18 protein-coding genes and 2 pseudogenes are annotated in these 19,149 nt (G+C 56.4%); 13 read left to right on the top strand and 7 right to left on the bottom strand.

Going from position 1 to position 19,149, the window contains the following annotated elements:
- Positions 1-3: 3 nt before the first annotated feature.
- Positions 4-216, top strand: a complete 213-nt coding sequence (locus G9Q38_RS01475; RefSeq protein ID WP_166127093.1) for a hypothetical protein — start codon at positions 4-6, stop codon at positions 214-216.
- 309 nt (positions 217-525) lie between these two features.
- Here G9Q38_RS01475 and G9Q38_RS01470 read toward each other — a convergent pair whose 3' ends face one another.
- The 4 genes from G9Q38_RS01470 to G9Q38_RS01455 form a co-directional block, all read right to left on the bottom strand.
- Positions 526-3,081: a phospholipase D-like domain-containing protein gene (locus tag G9Q38_RS01470; RefSeq protein ID WP_166127090.1), complete on the bottom strand. Its 2,556-nt coding sequence runs from the start codon at positions 3,079-3,081 to the stop codon at positions 526-528.
- Positions 3,074-4,720 carry a hypothetical protein gene (locus G9Q38_RS01465; protein WP_166127087.1) on the bottom strand — a complete coding sequence of 549 codons (1,647 nt, stop codon included), beginning with the start codon at positions 4,718-4,720 and terminating at the stop codon, positions 3,074-3,076. Before G9Q38_RS01465 ends, G9Q38_RS01470 begins: the two co-directional genes overlap by 8 nt.
- Positions 4,721-5,569: 849 nt before the next feature.
- Complete coding sequence (locus tag G9Q38_RS01460) at positions 5,570-5,734, bottom strand: hypothetical protein (protein WP_166127085.1); 165 nt, start codon at positions 5,732-5,734, stop codon at positions 5,570-5,572.
- 83 nt (positions 5,735-5,817) lie between these two features.
- Positions 5,818-6,633, bottom strand: coding sequence for an abortive infection family protein (locus tag G9Q38_RS01455; RefSeq protein WP_166127082.1), 816 nt, complete (start codon positions 6,631-6,633; stop codon positions 5,818-5,820).
- Positions 6,634-6,902: 269 nt separating this feature from the next.
- On the opposite strand from G9Q38_RS01455, the gene G9Q38_RS01450 reads away from it, so the two are divergent.
- Together G9Q38_RS01450 and G9Q38_RS01445 are read left to right on the top strand one after the other, a co-directional pair.
- Complete coding sequence (locus G9Q38_RS01450; RefSeq protein ID WP_166127080.1) at positions 6,903-7,742, top strand: metallophosphoesterase; 840 nt, start codon at positions 6,903-6,905, stop codon at positions 7,740-7,742.
- Positions 7,743-7,869: 127 nt separating this feature from the next.
- Entirely contained in the window at positions 7,870-8,094 is a 225-nt protein-coding gene (locus G9Q38_RS01445; RefSeq protein WP_166127077.1) for a hypothetical protein, read from the top strand.
- A 397-nt stretch (positions 8,095-8,491) separates the two neighbouring features.
- On the opposite strand, the gene G9Q38_RS01440 is transcribed toward G9Q38_RS01445, so the two are convergent.
- Positions 8,492-9,652 carry an IS3 family transposase gene (locus G9Q38_RS01440; RefSeq protein ID WP_166127074.1) on the bottom strand — a complete coding sequence of 387 codons (1,161 nt, stop codon included), beginning with the start codon at positions 9,650-9,652 and terminating at the stop codon, positions 8,492-8,494.
- Between the two features lie 96 nt (positions 9,653-9,748).
- Here G9Q38_RS01440 and G9Q38_RS01435 point away from each other — a divergent pair, with 96 nt between their 5' ends.
- A complete protein-coding gene (locus tag G9Q38_RS01435) occupies positions 9,749-10,021 on the top strand; it encodes an HIT family protein (protein WP_119441626.1) in 273 nt (90 codons plus the stop codon).
- A gap of 25 nt (positions 10,022-10,046) precedes the next feature.
- On the opposite strand, the gene G9Q38_RS01430 is transcribed toward G9Q38_RS01435, so the two are convergent.
- Positions 10,047-10,874, bottom strand: coding sequence for an SDR family NAD(P)-dependent oxidoreductase (locus tag G9Q38_RS01430; protein ID WP_119441625.1), 828 nt, complete (start codon positions 10,872-10,874; stop codon positions 10,047-10,049).
- A 533-nt stretch (positions 10,875-11,407) separates the two neighbouring features.
- Here G9Q38_RS01430 and G9Q38_RS01425 point away from each other — a divergent pair.
- A complete protein-coding gene (locus G9Q38_RS01425; RefSeq protein ID WP_228276168.1) occupies positions 11,408-12,439 on the top strand; it encodes a thiolase family protein in 1,032 nt (343 codons plus the stop codon).
- Between the two features lie 83 nt (positions 12,440-12,522).
- Positions 12,523-13,197 (top strand): TetR/AcrR family transcriptional regulator, encoded by a 675-nt coding sequence (locus G9Q38_RS01420; protein WP_119441623.1) that lies wholly within the window; start codon positions 12,523-12,525, stop codon positions 13,195-13,197.
- Between the two features lie 99 nt (positions 13,198-13,296).
- Here the strand turns inward: G9Q38_RS01420 and G9Q38_RS01415 are convergent.
- Positions 13,297-13,629: pseudogene (locus tag G9Q38_RS01415) on the bottom strand (ABC transporter substrate-binding protein); the annotation flags it as partial.
- Between G9Q38_RS01415 and metK the strand changes: the two are divergent.
- The 7 genes and pseudogenes from metK to G9Q38_RS01380 form a co-directional block, all read left to right on the top strand.
- Positions 13,624-14,229: pseudogene (gene metK, locus G9Q38_RS01410) on the top strand (methionine adenosyltransferase); the annotation flags it as partial. The pseudogenes G9Q38_RS01415 and metK overlap by 6 nt on opposite strands.
- A gap of 247 nt (positions 14,230-14,476) precedes the next feature.
- Positions 14,477-14,710, top strand: coding sequence for a DUF1289 domain-containing protein (locus G9Q38_RS01405; protein ID WP_119441622.1), 234 nt, complete (start codon positions 14,477-14,479; stop codon positions 14,708-14,710).
- 205 nt (positions 14,711-14,915) lie between these two features.
- Positions 14,916-15,455 carry an MFS transporter gene (locus tag G9Q38_RS15205; protein WP_179950518.1) on the top strand — a complete coding sequence of 180 codons (540 nt, stop codon included), beginning with the start codon at positions 14,916-14,918 and terminating at the stop codon, positions 15,453-15,455.
- Positions 15,456-15,648: 193 nt separating this feature from the next.
- On the top strand, positions 15,649-16,050 hold the full coding sequence (locus G9Q38_RS01395; protein ID WP_119441621.1) for an FAS1-like dehydratase domain-containing protein: 402 nt from the start codon (positions 15,649-15,651) through the stop codon (positions 16,048-16,050).
- A 2-nt stretch (positions 16,051-16,052) separates the two neighbouring features.
- Positions 16,053-16,451, top strand: coding sequence for a MaoC family dehydratase (locus tag G9Q38_RS01390; RefSeq protein ID WP_119441620.1), 399 nt, complete (start codon positions 16,053-16,055; stop codon positions 16,449-16,451).
- A complete protein-coding gene (locus G9Q38_RS01385) occupies positions 16,448-17,614 on the top strand; it encodes a thiolase family protein (RefSeq protein ID WP_119441619.1) in 1,167 nt (388 codons plus the stop codon). Before G9Q38_RS01390 ends, G9Q38_RS01385 begins: the two co-directional genes overlap by 4 nt.
- A gap of 10 nt (positions 17,615-17,624) precedes the next feature.
- A complete protein-coding gene (locus G9Q38_RS01380) occupies positions 17,625-19,121 on the top strand; it encodes an aldehyde dehydrogenase family protein (protein WP_119441618.1) in 1,497 nt (498 codons plus the stop codon).
- Positions 19,122-19,149 lie beyond the last annotated feature (28 nt).

Raw genomic sequence — 19,149 nt, 5'->3', positions numbered from 1 at the left:
AATATGGAAGCAAAACCTAAAAAGAAAGAAGCATTCTGCGTGCCTGTGGATAACTACGATTTACTGACAGCAAAGGCCTCTCAACTGCGTGCTTTACTGATTTTGATATCAGGGCCTGGGTATGAGAACTTCACCGAGCTCTCGCCTGAAGATCAAGATCGAATACTTTGGTTGGCGACGGAATTAAGCAATGAAGTTCACACATTGCTTAATTAAGCACAAAAAGAAATAATGGGGGGCATCAAAGTAATTGGGATGTGCTCAATCTCAGAAAGAGAACTCCTTCAGTATCACGCTTTGCCGCTGAAGCGCGTCAGCCTTCGGCCAGAAGCGGTCGTTGAAAATTCGCACCCAGATTGCCGGCAATTTATTCTCAGAAGTACACTGCCCGTGCCTTGCCCGTTAGCGTGCTGCTGAGCAATCTAAACTAATCGGCCTCCACGATTCCCGGAGCGGTTCAGACCGCTGTTACTCTATCGGAAGATAGCGGCAGTTGAGGACGATGACCGATACTACGGCCCTCTGTCAGAACCCCGCTTCCGGCTGAACCGCAATCACAAAGTCTTGTCTGAAGGACCGGATGCACCCGAAATCCCAGAATCCGACCAGTTCATTGTGGACCTCTGCGACGACGCGAGGATAGCTGCCGTCTCCCACGATGCAACAGCCGCCTATTTCGATTCGCGGCGCATCGGACAACTCCCTGTTCCAGTACCGGCCAAACTCGTTGGTGAGCCGAATCCATCTGTCAGCGCGCGCAGCGTCCAAAGGATTGGGCCGAAGCGTCGCCGCGGTGTAGCGCCTGAGTTCGTCACTCGCAGCGTCGTCGCCGGCAACAGGGGGCGCGAGGGAGAGGAACATCGCCTTGGCGCGCAACTGTTCATTCCGACCGCTCGGATCGAACGCCTCGACTGACGACTCCGGAACCTTGTCGCCAATACTCCATGCCAGCCACAACAGCAGCACACGGAGCTGAATCGCTTCCTCGGATTCAGAGTCGGTGTCGTCCGTCAGTGTGCTTATGAGCCGCGTTCTGGAACTGAATAAACACCGCATGGATTCATCTAGCAAGCGGCGGCGGTCGGCCTCGTAAACGAGGAACTCGCGCGCCATTCGCCAACGGGGCAAGCGCTCGATACGCACCAGCTCTTTCACGAGCGAAATTACGGCGATGAGTTGAACGAGCGCCCGCGCCTTGGTGTCGGGTTGGTCGGCCTCCGCCAGCTTCAAAAGCATCCGTTTGATGAGGTTCGTCACTTTTCTGGCAACCCGCCGTGCGACCTCGGCATCTTGGATAGCCTGAGCCTGGGATGCAACGTACGGCGTGTCGTCCAATTGCTCCGGGTCGTCGTCCTGATTGACCTGCTCTTCCTCGGTTCGGCCTGACCGGTCCACAGGCACGATCGACGGCGTCTGTAGCTCCTGGCCGATTTTTCGGGACAGCAGGTCGATCAGAGTGACGATATCGGCGGATTCGACCAGACGACGGCGTTTCCTAGCCTGACGAAGCTCGCTGACGCTGATTTCCAATGTGTCGGGCCGGCCGCCACTCGCTGTGCCGGCCTGCGCCGATCCACGCCGCGATCGCACTTCGTTCTGCACTTCTTCTTCTGCGGCTGGCTCAAAAATTGCATCTTCGACGGCCTTGAGCATCTCCGAAATGGTTTCACCGGACGGGTCCAATGCCCCCAGCGCATCGCGAACCTGACGATGCGCCGATTGCGTCGCCGTCGTCAGCAAATTTGGGTGCGCAATCATCGCCCTTGCCACGCGCTCGCTACTCATGAAAAAGTCGCACGCGCGGACCAGCTTCATATCGACGGAGACGGGAACACTCAGGACGTCTCCCGTCCGAGTGACGGCGATATTTGATTGAATCACGTCCAAACTGTCGCCCAACAGATTGGCACTGCCAAGCTCAATGGCCGGGCCCGAAGTCGCTATTCGCAGTTCGTTGGGGCTTGCCGCCACACCTATCCAGAAGCGCTCGGCAGATTCATTGGTCGTGCGTATTTCAGCGACACTTCGTGCAGCCGTGGCCTCGAGCTCGCTGGCCGAAAGCGCTGGGAGCGCGAACATGCCGTACAAACCTAGCGCCTCTGCCGTGGCCTGCGCGTCCGGGCCCATGCGCATCAGCACCGCCTCGACATTCGCGCTGCTTCGATTGCCCATCCAAGCGGGGCGGCTGGGGTTGGCGCTTCCGGAAATGAATGCGTTCCCATCGCCATGCGTCTGCTCGATGTAAAGCGCCTTCGCGTGCAGGTACTTATCGCCGCGATTTCCGGCGGTCGTCCAGAGAAGCCTCGCGTCCACGAAACGCGCCTGCACCTCACGCATTCTTGGCAAGTGCACGGTTTCCGGATCGATTGCGACGACCACATCTGCCTGCGGCCACCGTTCGTGCAGATGCGCGACGAAAGCCAAGTCGCTATCGAAGAACGCGCCAGTCACCCCGATCCTGCGAACTTCGCCTTTCACACGCGCGCCGATCTGCTCGATGAGCGGCGCTCTTCCCGGGCTTTGATGCAACGCGACGGTCGTAGTGGCTGCCCCCCCCGGCGACGACAATGGTGCCACGCTTTTGGAGAAGGAAAGCACCGCTTCAATTAGGGAGGGAGGCACATGCTCGCGTGCGAGTTCGATCCATTCGCGCCCCATCTGCCACACCGAGTCCAGCAACGCGGTGCCCTCCCGATCCTTATCGTCGGTCACGTGTACCCAGTTCGTGATCTCCCGGTTGTAGCCAAAGCCCGACAGCGTCAGATTGTGGCTGCCGACGAGAACCGCCGCCTTCTTCTTGCCGGCCAAAATGCAGATCTTCGGATGGAACGCCCCGGGCACGCTGACCGGCACGAGCGAATACGCTGTGCCTGCTAGCCTCGGACGGGTCGCCTCGGACTGCCAGCTCAAACTGCATTGCGCGTAATCCATCAAGACGATGTTTTGCTGACAGTCTGCCGCCACCAGACGACGCAGCACTACCTCCTCGTAGAAGGGCAGACTCGCGTTGAACGAGGTGATCAACGATGCGTCGAAGCCGCCTTGCTTGATGACATTCAAAAGAGAAATCGAATCAGGCACTGACGGCCTCCATCAATTGCTTTCCTTCTGCGCTCAATGACATCTGTTTGTTGTCATCACGCACTACCGCGCCTATATCCATCAAAATCTGTACCGCTTGACGGAAGCGCGGCCTGGTATTGGAGGGCGCCGGTATGTTTCCATCCGTCAGTTGCAAACCGAGCTCGGAAGGACGGAAGCGGAACGTCGCTGAACTCGTACGATGAAGTTTACGCAATGAAACTCGCAAATGCGTATTCATACACCACGCAACAACTTCGTAGACCACGTCGCCTAATGGCATTTCACTCCACGCCGCAGCCTTGCGTCGGAACGTATCGAGATTAATAGGGTAATCCTGTAGTGCTTGTGGCGTGATCGCGAGCCCCTTATAGGGCGCGCGATTCGGATCGTCGCGAATAGCGAGGATCGCGAGCACTCGCATGGCCGACGCAAGCAACGCAGAGTCGCTCGCGCGCCCCCAGGACGAAACTATGTCCTGAGCCAGCGGCATCTCGTGACCGTCTGCGGACCACTCGCCGAGCGCTGGCAATGCCGATTCGATGTTCAATAGCCACGCGCCAAACGTCGCGCATCCCGTGTCGGCAACGAAGCCCGCCACGTGGTCCGATTCCTCGAATGCTTTCGCGAAAGCCTCGACCGTGGCGTACACGTAACGCTCGCCCGTGGTCTGCGGGGACAACTTGTTCAAGGCAAGCGCGAAGATCGTCTGAACTGCAACCGATAGCAGATCGTTGCGGACGTAGATGGCCCAATTCTCACGCGTGGATGTCAGATCGGCCGGGATGCTCCAGCTCGTGGCGTCAGGCAGCGCGTTGCCATACACGGTGGCGCGAAATACGTATTCGCCAAACTCGAAACCTGGCGACAGGCTGCCGATGAGGCGCTGGATCAGCGCCAGCGAACGCTTACGCTGAATGCCTTCTTCGCCGTACTCACGTTGCCGGTCGAAATAGATGTCGATGAGCTGCTCGCGCTCACTCGATACCGCGTTTCGAAGATGACATGGGCAAAACGCATGCAACTGCCTAAGGCCCGCGTCAGTAACCTCACCACGCTCAAGGATGTCCCAGAAAGGTTCGCTTGGCACCGACGCATCAAAAGCTTCGGCAATTGGCTTGCCGACTTCCTTGGTGAATCGAAACCATGGCTTTCTGCCGCCCTCCAGCACGCGCAGGTCGGCGAGCGTGCCCGCGTAATACTGCGAAAGTCCACCCATACGATTCATGAAGTACCGGTCTGCGGAATCGTTGGCGGTGAACTTGACGAGCTTCAGTGTCTCGCCGCTCCGTACTCGTTGAACCGCGCTCACCAGTTTCTGCCGACCGACCATCGCTGCGCCGTGGCGCTCGCTGATCTTGTCGGTGCATTGCGCGTGGTGTTCGGCGATCAACGTGAACAGGCAATCGGCCCGCCGAAAACGTTCGACGAACGATATCTCGTCCTCGTCATCCGGAAAGCGTTGAGCGAGCGACCAAATGAGCCACGGATAGAAGGAGTAATAGCGTGCCCGGTCGGTGACGTTCGTGATACCCGGCAAAAGCTGGCCGTAAATTAGGACGCACGGCGCCTGTGCGCCGAGGTGATCTAATCCGCCGATAGAGTACGGAGGTTCAACCCACGCGGTGTCGACTTTCAATTCTCTCTCCCTTGGTGGCCGGCTTCTATTTGAAAAACGGAGTGGCGCGGCATGCGCAGGGGTCCGTTTTGTCGGCGCAATCGTTGATTCGAAGGATTATTCTACGTTGTCGACAGACTTTCTAAACTCTAAAGGGCCGATGGATGCGCGCGAAGCTGCGGCTTGAGCCTGACAATACGATTGAACCGAGTGACCCAACTCCGCGGATTCACCTGCCCGGGCCGTGCGCCGATGGGGCGGATCAGCCTTGTAATTTCAATTGATCGTCTCAGTAATGACCGCTTTTGGTAATGTTGAACGGCAGCTCAGGGTCGAACTGCGACACTGAGTGAATTTACCTATGTACTGCTATTTTCAAAAAGATCCCGAGCGGTCTACGCGAAACCATTGGCTGTGAATTTACGGACGGTTCTCGGACAATGACTGAAGTCGGCATACTTGTTAGCGAGTACTCCGAGATAGCGAATCACAGCATTCTAGCGAATAGGAGAAGCTGAATGATCATTAAGGTGCCTGGCGGCGCACATCTCAAGAGATTGATTGCTCGCTACTTTAGCTGCCGAGCAACATACAAAGGCATGCATGGGGTCGAGATCGCGGCTGCCACCCGCGTAAGAATCCTACTGTAGAAGGCTGCGAAGTGCTATTGCCGGGCGAGCTGTATCCGGCCATCTGAACTAAGATGATCGCCGGTGCACTTGTAGGTGGAATGGGTCACAAGGAAGGTGGTGAAGCCGTTCCGAAGACCAATCATTCCCACTCTATTGTAAATAGTAGAATTAAATCCTTTATTTACAGTCACTTAAAAAATTAAATTGTAGCAATGCCACAAATAATACCATGCCCAATTTAGTCGGCTGAAAATTGCTTGTTCTGCCCGTGCTTGCGCTTCTGATCGGCGATCTCGCCTGGCTGCAATAATAGCGCAGCGTCGCTCATACCCTCCAGTACGTCGCGCGGACGGGTCGTGCAGGCAATGGGAGGCGGCTCGAACTCGTAGCCGCCGGCGATCATCTAGCTCTCAACTTCCTCGGTGAGGAAAAACGGTTCGTTTTCGTCATGCTGTTTCATGCTTTTTCCCTAGCAGCCTTCCTGGATCAGAACGGAATGCTGTCATCCCACGCACTGACCGCTCTTATTGTCATCGCCTTGGCCTTGATCTTGGCCTCAAGCGATTTGATAAACCGGACCGAGGCTGCGACGTGGTTAAAGATCAACAAGCTTTCTTCGTAGTTGAGGATCGGATTGTCATGCGCCAGACTTTTGTTGTTGCGCACATCGTTGAACGCTTCCAGCACCGAAATTGAGGACTTCAAGATGCGCTCGGTCATAGCCGATTCGAGGTGACCACCGTCGCGTAGGGCGCGCACGTACTCTCCGAACACGCTGTGCAGCGGCTTGTCGCGGTTGACCTCGATACCGTGAGGCTCACAGGCGATGCGCACGAACTTGATCACGAACGTATGCAGCCGATCCAACGCACCCTCAGGCTGATTCTTCTCGATGGCTTCGCGGACGTGCTCCGCCACCACCTCAAAGTCATGCTCGTCGGCGGTCGCTGCCAGCGCGTCTAACTCGGCCACGGGCTGGTCGCTGAGTAAGCGCTGTGCAATCTTTCGGCAGTCCTCGATCAACACCGGATTGCTATCGCCGAAGCAACTCTCGTCATTGGCGTATTCGATTAGGCCACCGATTACTCGACCGACAACATGGTTCGCGTCCAGCTCCCAATGCGTACGCATGCGATTGGCTTTCGACGTGCCCCTGACGCGGTAGCGCTCCGCGTCGATCTCAACCCGGTATTCGTCAAAGAAGTCGCCAAAAGTACGGTCGGAAAAGTTCAACACGTAGCCGCCACCCATTCCAAGTAGCTTTTCCAGCTTACGCCGCTCGCTCCCCGTTAAGTCTGACATTGCACCCTCTCTACGTAATTTGAGCGATCCAGCACTTTGGCGAGGTCAGCTTGGCTATTTCGATGTTGTAAATCTCGTGTCCCTGTCGAATCTGGCAGTTAGGATGAACCCATTCACCAGCCCCGTGGTAGCGGGACTCCTGTAGAAAACGCTCGCGATCTATCCCCCCCAGCAACCACATACGGCGCTGTGCGATTTCGTATGTCATGAAGAAGTAATGATCGATTGGCTCCTCTGTAGCAGGTGCATATACAGAAGGAAGAGAGTTTATGACACGCCTACATCTGAAGGTGTCCGCAAATACTTCGGGTCGCGACTTCGTCGTCGGCGACTTACACGGATGCTTAGATCTACTAGAAATTGAGCTCGCCCGTGTCGGATTCGATACAGCCGTAGACAGGCTATTTTCGGTAGGTGATCTAATCGATCGCGGTCCTGATTCCATGGCATGCCTGCGGCTACTTCATAAGCCGTGGTTCTTCGCTGTGCGCGGTAATCACGAGGGCATGCTTCTGGACTATCTCTATGAGGTTTCGCAGCCATACGCATGCCGTCAATCAGCTAAGCTCCTAGTCAGCAATGGAGGACGTTGGGTCTTCGCACTGGATAGTGGCACCCGTGAAGAGCTGCGCGAAGAATTATTTCCCCTCGTTAAGGAGTTGCCGTATGTGATCACGGTCGGCGAGGGCCCTGCCCGGTTTCATGTCGCACATGCTGAGATCATGACGGGCAGTACCGATCAGCACAATTGGCTGGACGAGCTGGCAGGCCTGCCTCTGGATTTGTCGCCACGACGGATCCTGACAGACGACGAGCTCACAGAGGAAACTCTGGCAGGAACCTTGGAACCTCTCCTCTGGGGCAGGCGGTTGTGGAAAAAGTTGGATCTGAACGCTTCTAGGGAAGTGTCTACGCCAGCCGGTATGCTATTGATCAGCCAAAATCCAATGCATCCGAGCCTTTCATTGACATATGTGGGCCATACCCCGTTGCGATCCATGATGCTGCATGAGTCGCATATGTTTATTGACCGCGGCGCCTATAAACGTGATGCGCTTTCATGTTTATCGTTGCTGAGCCACGCGGAGGTTCGTTCATGGCTATCGTGAGAGGCGCAAGCTCATTTGCGCTCGTATCGAATTTTCGATGTGCGCTTTGCCAATCCTGGCTTCGTAGAAGTGACGAGCCAGTAGCTGGATCACAGCACATCTCTTAATCTTGAAAAAGGAACGGTCTATGAACCACACTATGCCATCCGATGACTACGATATAGCGGTTGCCAAATTGGCTCAGCTAGATGCGCTCTTGCTCAGCATTACTGCGGACGGATTCGATTCATATGAAGGGCTTAATCGCAAGCTCAGGCATGACGTGCTATGGCTTGCGAGTGATCTTGCTGGTGAAGCGCATCAGCGAATGGTCCGCCACTTCTCGGATCAGACCGAAGCGACCGCACGCTAGCACAGGGCAACGGTAAGCCGGCAGTACTGCCTTATGCTCGACCGCGGCGAATCGCGCAAACCGCCCTGCCGACACCTGCGGACGATGGGACGGTCCCGCAGCATGCGCGCAAGTCCGATATGTTCTAGCGCTTGAGAAATTCGTTGAGGCAGAGCATCTCACCGACATAATGACGGAGTACAGGGCGAAGCCGAGTGTCATATAAGTCGGTTATCAAAGTGTTGGCGGAAACAGGTACCTGGCAGTAACCCGGGCTGAATGATGGGAGCATCATGGAACCTGATGAAAGCTCGTTGCACCAAATGCCCGCTCACACTGATGCGCTACGAGTGCAGATAAGGAAAGATCAAGGAGCAGTGGCTACTCGGATGTAATGACCCAGCAGTTTCTGCTCCACTCATGCGGCTAATGCGAATGCCTCAGCCGGGGTTTTCATGTTCAGCGCCTTATGTGGACGCCGGTGGTTGTAAAAGCGTATCCAGTCGCCGATCACGCGGCTGGCATGCTGCAAGGTTTCAAACCGGTGCCGGTGGGCACATTGCTCTTTAAGCGTCCTGATCACCCGTTCCACTATACCGTTCTGCTGCGGGCAGTGCGGTGTGATGAACTCCTGGCGCAGGCCGTAACTGCGTACCAGCGCCGTGTAGCTGCGACTCGTAAAAACGAGGCCATTGTCCGACCGTAGCAGGAATGGCTCAGCAACACGGCCCAGGGTGCCGAAGCGGGCGATCAAGGCGTGTTCCAGCGCGCTGCCAGCGGTCGTGGCTTTGCCGCTGCGCGACAGGTGCCAGCCGAGCAGTTCACGCGTGTGGCAGTTGATGACTAGCGCCAGGGTCGCCCAACCATCCCGGCCAGCCCAGATCCGGCACAAATCAGTCGACCAGCGCTCATTCGGCGCACTCGCCACTGAAGGCAAGGCTTGAATACGTGGCCGGAATCCAATGGCACGCTTCTTCACCTGCCAACCCTTGAGCTGGAAGATGCGCTGCACCGTGTTCTTGTTCATGCCTAGCAGATAGGCGACCGTCCGATACCCAAACGACGGCGATTCTTCGATCATCGCTTTGATGGGTTCTGCCAGTTCAGGCTTAACTTTCGGCGCGGCCTTCGTAGGCTTGTAGTACGCCGTTTCAGCCAACGCAGCCTCCTTGCGGCGCAGCTCCCGTTCCAGCTCTCGAATCCGTTTACGTTCCGCCTTGGTTGATTCTGATTGTCGTTCTGCCGCCAGGTCCGCCCGCTCATTGGCCTGCTCGCAACTGGCGCGCCAACGACGAATCTGTTCGGGATACAAACCACGACGCCGACAGTATTCCGCTAACTCTTCCTCGGTCAATGCGGCCGTCTCCAGCACGGCATTGAACTTGTGCCGGGAGCTCCAGCCTTCTGTGCTCGTTGATGCGTTCGGCAGTAAACGTCCCGTACGACGGGCTTGTTTGCGCCAGTTATACAGCGTGGCGGCCGAAATCCCTTCTTCAGTCGCCAGCTCGCTGACCGTACGGTTGTAAGGCGCCTCCAGCTTGGCCAAGATGGCCTCACGGCGCTCAGGGGAATACTTCATGGGAACCTTCTCACCGCCCCGGGTTGGACATTCAAACTCTAACATCAGTAGAGGTTCCAACTATTCTGACAGCGGGGGCCGGCGCGTGAGCATTTAATGAATGCGGTGTGGTTGGTGGAAACAGTAATGCGCAAAGAGCTGGTGCCGCTCAAGGTGAACCTGGCGCAATTCGGCAACCAGGTGCCGCACTTGCATTGGCATGTCATTCCTCGCTGGTCGCTAGATACTCATTTTCCGGATGCGGTCTGGGCCGAGCCTCAGCAGCGCAGCGCCGAGCAGCAGCTTGCCTGGCAAAACTTTACAGAGCAGCAACAGCGCTTACTGCCTACTTATCATGCCGCCTTGCGACTTGCGTTGGATGCCTTGTGAACTGAGCGGCTGCCGCTTCTCGAACCTAGCCCGTATAGCCGCCGGAGCACAAGACAGTCTCGCCCGAAATATAGTTTGATTCCGGAAGGCACAACAGGTACACCGCGTTAGCCGCGTCTTCCGGAGAGCCGGCGTATCCAAGCGGGATCCCGCTTTGCAGTTTGTCGAGGTAGTCGGGGTGAATGCCTACCGAAATGCGTTGCTGCCCCACTTGTATGCTTGCGTCTGCCTCGCTGCTTGTAGCCGTAAGGCGGGTTTCGATCAGACCGAATACCACACAGTTGACGTTGGTCTTCAAGCGCCCCCACTCCTTCGCCAGCGACTTGGTCAGCCCGATGATGCCGGCCTTGGCAGCGCCATAATTGACTTGTCCGGCCTGGCCAGACAGTGCAGTAATGGACGAAATATTGACCACCTTACGGTGGTGGCCTTTGCCTTCGTCTTGGTCCGCTCGCACCAGCCCCTTGATCACCGGCTGAGCCGCACGAAGAATACGAAACGGTGCAGTCAAGTGACAGTCAATAATGGCATACCACTGTTCGTCACTCATATTCTGGATGACACTGTCCCAGGTATAGCCGGCGTTATTAATAATAATGTCCAGCCCTGCGTAGTTATCGATTGCAACCCGTACGAAGCGCTCTCCAAAGTCGGCAGCGGTAACGTCCCCGTCACAAACTACTGCTTGGCCTCCTAGCCCTTCAATCTCTTTTCTTACCGCTTCGGCCTCTTCCTGATCGAGGTCGTTTACTACGAGCCGTGCGCCAGCGCTTGCCAGTTTCAACGCTATGGCTCTACCTATTCCGCGTCCCGCCCCTGATACGAGGGCAACCTGTCCAGACAAGGTCTTCATGCGTGCTTCCTTCTTTTACGTAGACTGATTCGATAAAGACAATCGGTTCTCAAGGCAACCGGCTTTCAAGGTAACCAGTTTCCAGAGCAATCGATTCGTACGGCAAGCGATTTTCAGAACAAGCGATTCGTGACGCGACCGGTTCACCGAGAACTGCTGAAACTCCCGCCCGCTTTTTAAAAAGGCGAAATGTATTGCGCCGTTTTTTACTTTACTGTAAATTTACACCAATGTAAAAACTAAATCAGGAGTAAGCATGGAGTTGCAGGGACAATCTGTTGTAGTCAGTGGTGGAGCCTCTGGGCTGGGCGCAGAAACGGTGCGCCACCAGACTGAGCTTAGCACCGGAGCCCAAGCCTCGTGACAAACATCGCAATTCCTTACGGAGCCTATTGGTCCACGCCGTTTACACGTTGGCAGGGCAGCTTTTCGCATTTGCACAGTCTGCGTTTTGCCGCTCATGTCGCCAGGAATGAGCTTCAGCGTCGCAGTATAGACGTCGGGTCATTCGACCATGCGGCGTTGGCGTATCGGTGCCGCAAAAAGGCTCATTCTATGGTTTGCCCTGGTTGATGGGCTTGATGGGTTCCGAGCAGGTTGGCGGTCCCACCATCAGTCAGGCATGTGCCACCAGTGCGCGGCTTCTTCAGTCGGTGGCATCCTCGCTACGCGAGGGCGACGTCACGGTTGCGCTGGCAATTGCGGCAGACCGCGTCTCGAACGGGCCCCATATTTACTATCCGGCGCCCCATGGGCCTGGCGGTACCCGCGAGCATGAAAACTGGGTAATGGACAACTTCGACTGCGACCCGTACACAGGCGTCAACATGTTGAAAACGGCCGAGAATGTTGCGGCCGAATACGGCCTGACTACCGCGCAACAGAACGAGCTCACGCTGGTGCGTTATCAGCAATATGAAGAAGCGCTCAAGAACGATAGCGCCTTTCTGCGGCGCTTCATGACGCTTCCCTTTAGTGTTCCCGATGCACGCTTCAAGCGAGAGCAGTCGGTATTGCAAGGCGATGAGGGCATCTTCCCCACCACAGAAGCGGGCTTGGCGAAGTTGAAGCCTCTGCTTGACGGCGGCACGGTCACGTTCGGCGGACAAACACACCCCGCCGACGGCAATGCCGCCATAGTGGTAACCACAGCAGAGCGGGCCGCCGAGCTATCTCAAGACCCGAAGATTGATATCCGGCTCGTGTCTTTCGGCCAATCTCGAGTCAAGCCGGCATTTATGCCGGCCGCTCCCGCTCCTGCTGCGCGTAAGGCGCTGCAGGCTGCGGGTTTGAAGGCCAGCGACTTGTCAGCTGTAAAGACGCACAATCCATTCATCGTGAATGATCTGGTGCTGGCTAAAGAGCTGGGGCTTGATCCTTTAACTATGAATCGCTTCGGTTGTTCACTAGTGTGGGGGCATCCGCAGGCGCCCATGGGTTTGCGCGCAATCATAGAATTGATCGAGCAGCTGGTAATTACCGGAGGTGGTTATGGCTTGTTTGTGGGATGCGCTGCGGGCGACTCAGCTATGGCAGTCATCATTAAAGTTGATGACGGCACCTGAACAGGTCTTTAAGGTAAGATAAAAGTATTAAAAATCTACTGAAACAAGTCGTGAATCTCCCAACCGCTCCTCTGTCGAAGTCCATGCGCAGACGTGAAGAAATCATTCAGACTGCGACCGAGCTTTTTGATAGACAAGGCTTCTTCAATACGTCTTTGGACGATGTCGCACAAGCCATTGGACTCAAGCGCGAAGCCTTATATTATTATTTCAAGAACCGCGCAGAGCTCCTTCTGGCCATTATCGAGCCGCAAGCCATCGGCCTTATTGCGGGGCTTGAAGAAATCGTCAGCAGCGATCTGCCATCGGAACAAAAGCTGCATCGTGCGATGGAAAACCACCTCGATCGTTTCGACCGTCACTGCCTTGAAATGACAATCACCTTGCGTGATGGAATCATGGGCAGCAGCGATCCGGTCCAGTCATCCATGACTCGCGTGTGGAAAACCTACGAAAAACTCTGGACTGCGCTCATCAAAGAAGGTCAAGATTCCGGCCAGTTCCAGAATATTGGCGACCCGAAGATGATCGCCTTCGGCATTCTGGGAATGTGCAACTGGCTGGCCCGTTGGTATAAGCCCGACAAAGAAGTGTCTATCGAACAACTTATCGATACCTACTTCAACCTGGTCAGCCAGGGGTTAAGCCAAAATACCGGCGATGCTTTGGCCGTTGCAGCATCAGCGCAGGCGCTGCCTCCCTCCGAATCACCCGCCGCCAAGGCCAAAGCCCCACGCAAAACGGCAAAGCGCCGTTGACGCTTTGCCGTTGGGTGCCGCCACTTACTTAAAGCGGCGAACGCTTTTTAGTGCGGCTCGCCGTCCCTTAGTGCACTTATTTCGTGCACGACCTGTGAATTACAGCTTGCAGCCGCGAGCTGGGTCGGCCAGTTTTTCGACGGCAACTTTCACAACTTTGTTTTCGTCGCCTTCGACTTTACGCAAGTAGATGTCTTGCACAGGGTTGCCCGCCTTGGACAAGGTGAACTCGCCGCGTGGGCTGTCGATCTTGGCAGTGCGGATTGCGTCGCGCATAGCGTCTTTCTTGCTGACGTCGCCGTTGACGGCTTTCAGGCCGGCGTCGAGCATCTGAGCGGCATCGTAGCCCTGCACGGCGTAGACGTCAAGTGACCAGTTAGGGAAGTTCTCTTTATAGTTAGCACGGAACGCGTTATCTCGCGGCGTATTGACACGGTGGTGCTTTCCACTCAGCATTCGCCCGATATTTCGCAAGCAGATATTCGCGAAGCGGTTATCGAAGAGATCATCAAGCCCAGCTTTGCTCCTGGTCTGCTTACCGCCAAGACCAAGTACATGATCAACCCAACGGGCATCTTTGTAATTGGCGGCCCTCAGGGTGATTGCGGGCTTACGGGCCGTAAGATCATCGTCGATACCTACGGCGGCGCTTGCCCGCACGGTGGCGGTGCCTTCTCGGGTAAAGATCCGTCCAAGGTCGACCGTTCGGCTGCCTATGCCGCACGTTACGTGGCCAAGAACATTGTGGCTGCCGGCCTGGCCAGCCAGTGCCAGGTGCAGATCAGCTATGCTATTGGTGTCGCCGAGCCGATCAACATCACGGTCAATACCTATGGGTCCGGCGTCATCAGTGACGAGCAAATTTCTATGCTGGTGCGCGAGCACTTCGATCTGCGGCCGAAAGGCATTATCAATATGCTCGACCTTCTGCGCCCCATTTACGCCAAGACGGCAGCCTACGGCCACTTCGGTCGTGCCGAACCCGAGTTCTCATGGGAAGCCACCGATAAGGTGCATGCTGAAGAAGGCGGCCTAATCGCGAAGGCGCTGCTTGCGAAGGCGTCTGATCGCAAAAGCGGTAAAGCGCCGGCGGCTTTCTCGTGCAGATCTTCGGTGGGCCGTCCCTGGTTGGGGCGGCCTTGTTATTGTTAGAAGCGCCAAAGTGTGTGCGCTCGCAGGGTTGACCGTGATTGCGCATGAGTGCCGAAGCTTCCGACGGTAGGCGCGCGGCAGGTACGGCTCAGGCGCCCCTTTGCACTTGCATGGATTAGGAGTTTTTATGGCCGACAACGGCAAGTGGACGCCCGACGAAACGGGACGCGATCCCTCTTATAACCCCGACGAGCGCGATTCGCCATGCGTGGCGGTGTGCTCAACGCTTTACGACGACATCTGCCGCGGCTGCGGCCGCACCGTTATGGAAGTGGCGAACTGGGTGTTTTTCACCGAAGAAGAAAAAAGGGCCGTGTGGAAGCGGATTCTCAATGAAGGGTATCCGCGTCGGAATAACTGACACCATCTAGAAGGGTGCGCACGCAGACTTAAAACCTCTATTGAGAAGGAGCAGAGACGGTCGGCCGAGGAGGTGCCGCAGATCGCGGTTGCGCCATGTTGTGGCAAACTGCGGTTGGGAGAAGTTGATGAGTATTGAAAGAGACACCACGAAAAGCATACCTGGGTCGACTGGCCGGTCGTCGGAGCCTGTTTCCGGATCTGCTATGGCATCTGGGCGTGAAACCGAGTTTGCGAAGCGCGCAGCGGATGCGGTCGGTGATGACGTTACAGAGGGTCGAGGTAAAAATCGCCTGGATGGCCGGGGCGCCGGTGCTCCGAACGATGCCGGCACGAGCACCAGCACCAGCAACCGCACCAACAAGGGTCAATGGCGCGCGGCGCAATTGTTGCTGCTGTTCACCATTTTGTACGTATCGGTGAACTTGCGAGCCCCGCTGGTTGGTGTTGGCCCGGTGATTGATTCCATCAGGGTGGGTCTGGGCTTATCGGGCACCGAGTTAGGTGTGCTCTTTACTCTACCGGTACTGTGCTTTGGCGTCTTTGCGCCGTTTGCACCGCGCTTGCTGCGGCTACTTCCGCCCGAGCCCCTAATCTTCTACAGCCTTATCGCCCTCACGCTGGGCATCGCACTTCGCAGCGTGCTCGGCTCGTTCGGCCTGTTCGTAGGTACCTTTTTGTTGGGTTTGGCGATCAGCCGTTGTTGCACAGCGACGCGACGCCGTCCTGATTCACGAGGCGTGTGACGCACGCCCACACGAGGCGCTTGCGGCACAACTCTATCGCCTGTCCGTCCTGCATTTCCTTGCAGGACTGGCTCCCCGATCCGCCGTCGTTTTCCCACGGTTCATTTCTTTTTACACATTCATAAAAAACTGGTTGATTTATTTTTTACCCTCGTGTAAATTTACATCAACGTAAAAACTTTTGGAGCGTGTGATGAGAATGGAAATGCAGGGGCATGTCTACCCTCCCTATCCATTGAAAATCGATAAAGGCCTGGCGGAGAAGTTCTTGCGCTCAATGGGCCTGCAGTCGGAATCGGAAAATGTTCCGCCAACCTATCTGATCTTTCTGCGCGGGGAAGCACACGGTGTGAACTTGTTCACCGACCTCGATATCCCGCGTAATCGCGCGCTGCATGGTGGCCAGAAGTACGAATGGTTCAGCCCCATTCAGTGGGACGACAGCATGGAAGTCACGGCCAGGGTTGTCACGATCACAGAAAAAACCACTAAGTCTGGCCCGTTATGGATTGCTGACGTCGAGTACGACTACAAGCGCGCCGCCGATGGTCAGCTGGTGTTGCGCGAGCTGACCCGAATAATCAAAAGGAGCTGAGCATGAACGCTACCGTAGGCAATTCCGTTTTCAAGGTGCAAATGCCAGGGTCTTCACGCGAATCCATCGCCATGTTTTCCGAGGCTACCGAAGACCCCAATCCCATTCACGTGGATCTGGATTTCGCCAAAGAGTGCGGCTTTAACCAAGTGATTCAGCAAGGGCCCATGACAACGGCGTACTTCGCCCAATTGCTTGCGCGCGAGTACGGCGCCGAGCGGCTGAAATCGCTTGACATCACGTTCACTGCTCCGGTGTATCCGGAAGAGCCCTTGACGCTAACGTGCGAGATTGCGGCGTTCGACGATGTCATCCATCTTGAACTGAAAGCCGAGAAGGCTGACGGCACACAAACCGCGAAGGGCACTGCAGCCATTCGCCATGAGGCTAACGCGAAATGAAGGCTTTGCAATCCGTACTGGTGTGCGGCGGGCAGGTCGGAAAATTCGGCCGGCAGCCCGAGTCCACTTTGGCCAGCCTGGCCGCGCCGGTTCTAAAAGGAACGTTGGCTGCCACCGGCATCAAGCCTACCGATATCGAGGCCGCCTTTGTCGGCAACGGTTTTGGAGGCCTGCTGCAGAATCAGGAAACGATCTTGGGGCAAGTCTTGCTAGGCGGAGCAGGCTTGGGGCCCATTCGAATTCACAACGTCAAAAACGCGTGTTCCAGCGGCTCAGATGCGGTGCATCTGGCGTGGTCTTCCATCGCTTACGGCCAGTACGACTGTGTGCTGGTTCTAGGCGTCGAAAAAATGACCCACGATGACCCCAAGGCGACGATGAGCGCGCTGGCTTCCGCGTCCGATCGGCAGCCAACCAGCGCCGGCCGCTCTGTCTTTATGGATCTCAACTCCGAGCGCGCCATGCGTTACATGGAGCGCTATGGTGCCACGCCAAAGCACTTTGCCATGTGTGTGGTGAAGAACCGTGCTCACGCGTTAATGAATGAAATGGCCGCCGTGCACCAGGCGCTAACGGTTGATGAGGTACTTGCCGACCGCACGGTGGTGGCTCCCTTAACGCGCGCCATGTGCGGCGGCATCGCAGACGGTGCTGCGTCGCTTCTGTTGGTCAGCGAAAGCTTTGCAAGACGTCATGGTCTTAAGGGCGCCCGGCTAGCGGCCTCAGCCGTGGAAGGTGGCGACGCCCAGCGCGGCGACGGGCCGTCCGTTACCGCACGGTGTGCGCAAACGGCATTCGAACAAGCGGGGCTCGGCCCTAACGACGTGTCGCTTGCCGAGGTGCACGACCCCACCGCACCCCAAGAATTGCTCGATATCGAGGACATTGGCTTGTGCGGGCCGGGCGAAGCTTTCAAGTTGCTCGAGCAGCAGGCGACATCATTGGGTGGTCGTATACCGGTCAACGTCTCGGGCGGTTTGACGGCACGAGGCCATCCTGTCGGCGCCACGGGCGTTGCCCAGATTGTCGAGATCGCCGAGCAGGTCGAAGGGCGTGCTGGTAAGCGTCAGGTGACGGGCGCAAAAGTGGGTCTTGCGCAGATGGCCGGTGGCCTGTTGGGCGACGACTCGGCAGTGGCCACCATACATATTTTGACGAATTAGAGGAATAGGCATGAACGCAGTAGGAAACCCCATAAGCGAAGTCATCCCGGAAAGCTACAAGCTGTTCATTGGCGGCAAATGGCAAGAGTCGGGCTCTAAAGAGCGCCTGGCGTGTTATAGCCCGGTCAGCGGGGAGCAAATTACGACGGTGCCCGTTGCCAATGCGGCTGACGTCGATGCCGCCGTTAAAAATAGCGCGCAAGCGTTTCCGAAATGGTCGGAGACCACAGCAAAGAAACGCCAGCAGATGCTGCTTGATCTGGCCGACAAACTTGTAGAACAGGCCGATCGCATCGCATGGATGGAAACGGCCAACACCGGTAAGCCCATGCGCGAAAGTATCGCCAACGTGCATACCGCTGTTGATCGCCTGCGTTACTACGCCGGCGCGGTTCGAGCTCTCGAAGGCCGGGTGCTGCCCGTAACGGCCAACATCACAAGCTACGACCACCGCGTTCCTTTGGGTGTGGTCGGCATTATCGGTGCCTGGAATTTCCCGTTGAATATGTTCCTGGGCAAAATCGCTCCGGTTATCGCCGCTGGCAATTGCGTGGTGTACAAACCCGCTGACGCCACGCCGGTTACCACGTTGGAAATTGCGGCAATCATCAGCGAAGTGCTCCCCCCGGGTGTGGTGAACGTGGTAACCGGCACCGGCGCCGTAACCGGCGAAGCCATGCTGGCTCATCCGGCCATTCGCATGATTTCGGTAACGGGCTCATCGGAAACCGGTCGGAAGGTCATGAAAGGCGTGGCCAACACCATGAAGCGGGTCACGCTAGAGCTTGGCGGAAAGAACGCGCAGGTCGTGTTTCCTGACGCAGACCTCGATCGAGCCGCTCAGGGGATTTTATTGGGCGCGTTTCTGAATCAGGGGCAGGTTTGTACTGCGGGTTCACGAATCTTTGCCCACAAAGACATCGCCGACGAGCTCAAGGCAAAGATCATTGCGCTGATCCCTGAATTGGCCATGGGCGATCCGTTCAATGACCAGACGCGAATGGGCACCCTCGTATCTAAAGAGCATTTGGCCAGGGTTCGCGAGTACATCGAAATCGGCAAGAAAGAAGGCGCACGCCTGGTGTGTGGCGGCGATATGGCCAAGATTGCGGGCTTGCCCAACGGCCTGTTCTTGCAAGCCACAATCTTCGACCAGGTTACGCAAGACATGCGCATTGCGAACGAAGAAATCTTCGGCCCGGTCGCCACCATACACGAGTGGAGCGACTACGAGCAGATGCTTGCCGAAGTCGGTTCCGTAGAACAGGGTCTTGCAGCCGGCATCTGGACCGCAAGCCTTAGCCAGGCCCACACCACTGCCAAGCGCATTCAGGCCGGACGCGTGTGGGTGAATTGCTACAACCTTTTCCCTTCCGGAGCGTCATTCGGAGGCATGAAAGCCAGTGGTTTCGGGCGCGAGGACGCGTTCGAAACCTTATTCGAGTTCACCGAGGTGAAGAACGTAATTATTGATTCGGCAGATTCCTACCGCCGATTCTACGGCTGATCTAAGCACAGATCACTTAACGCATTTA

It is taken from the genome of Pusillimonas sp. DMV24BSW_D, assembly GCF_011388195.1.
GTDB lineage: Bacteria > Pseudomonadota > Gammaproteobacteria > Burkholderiales > Burkholderiaceae_B > Neopusillimonas > Neopusillimonas aestuarii.
This window is presented reverse-complemented; position numbering and strand designations above follow the sequence as displayed.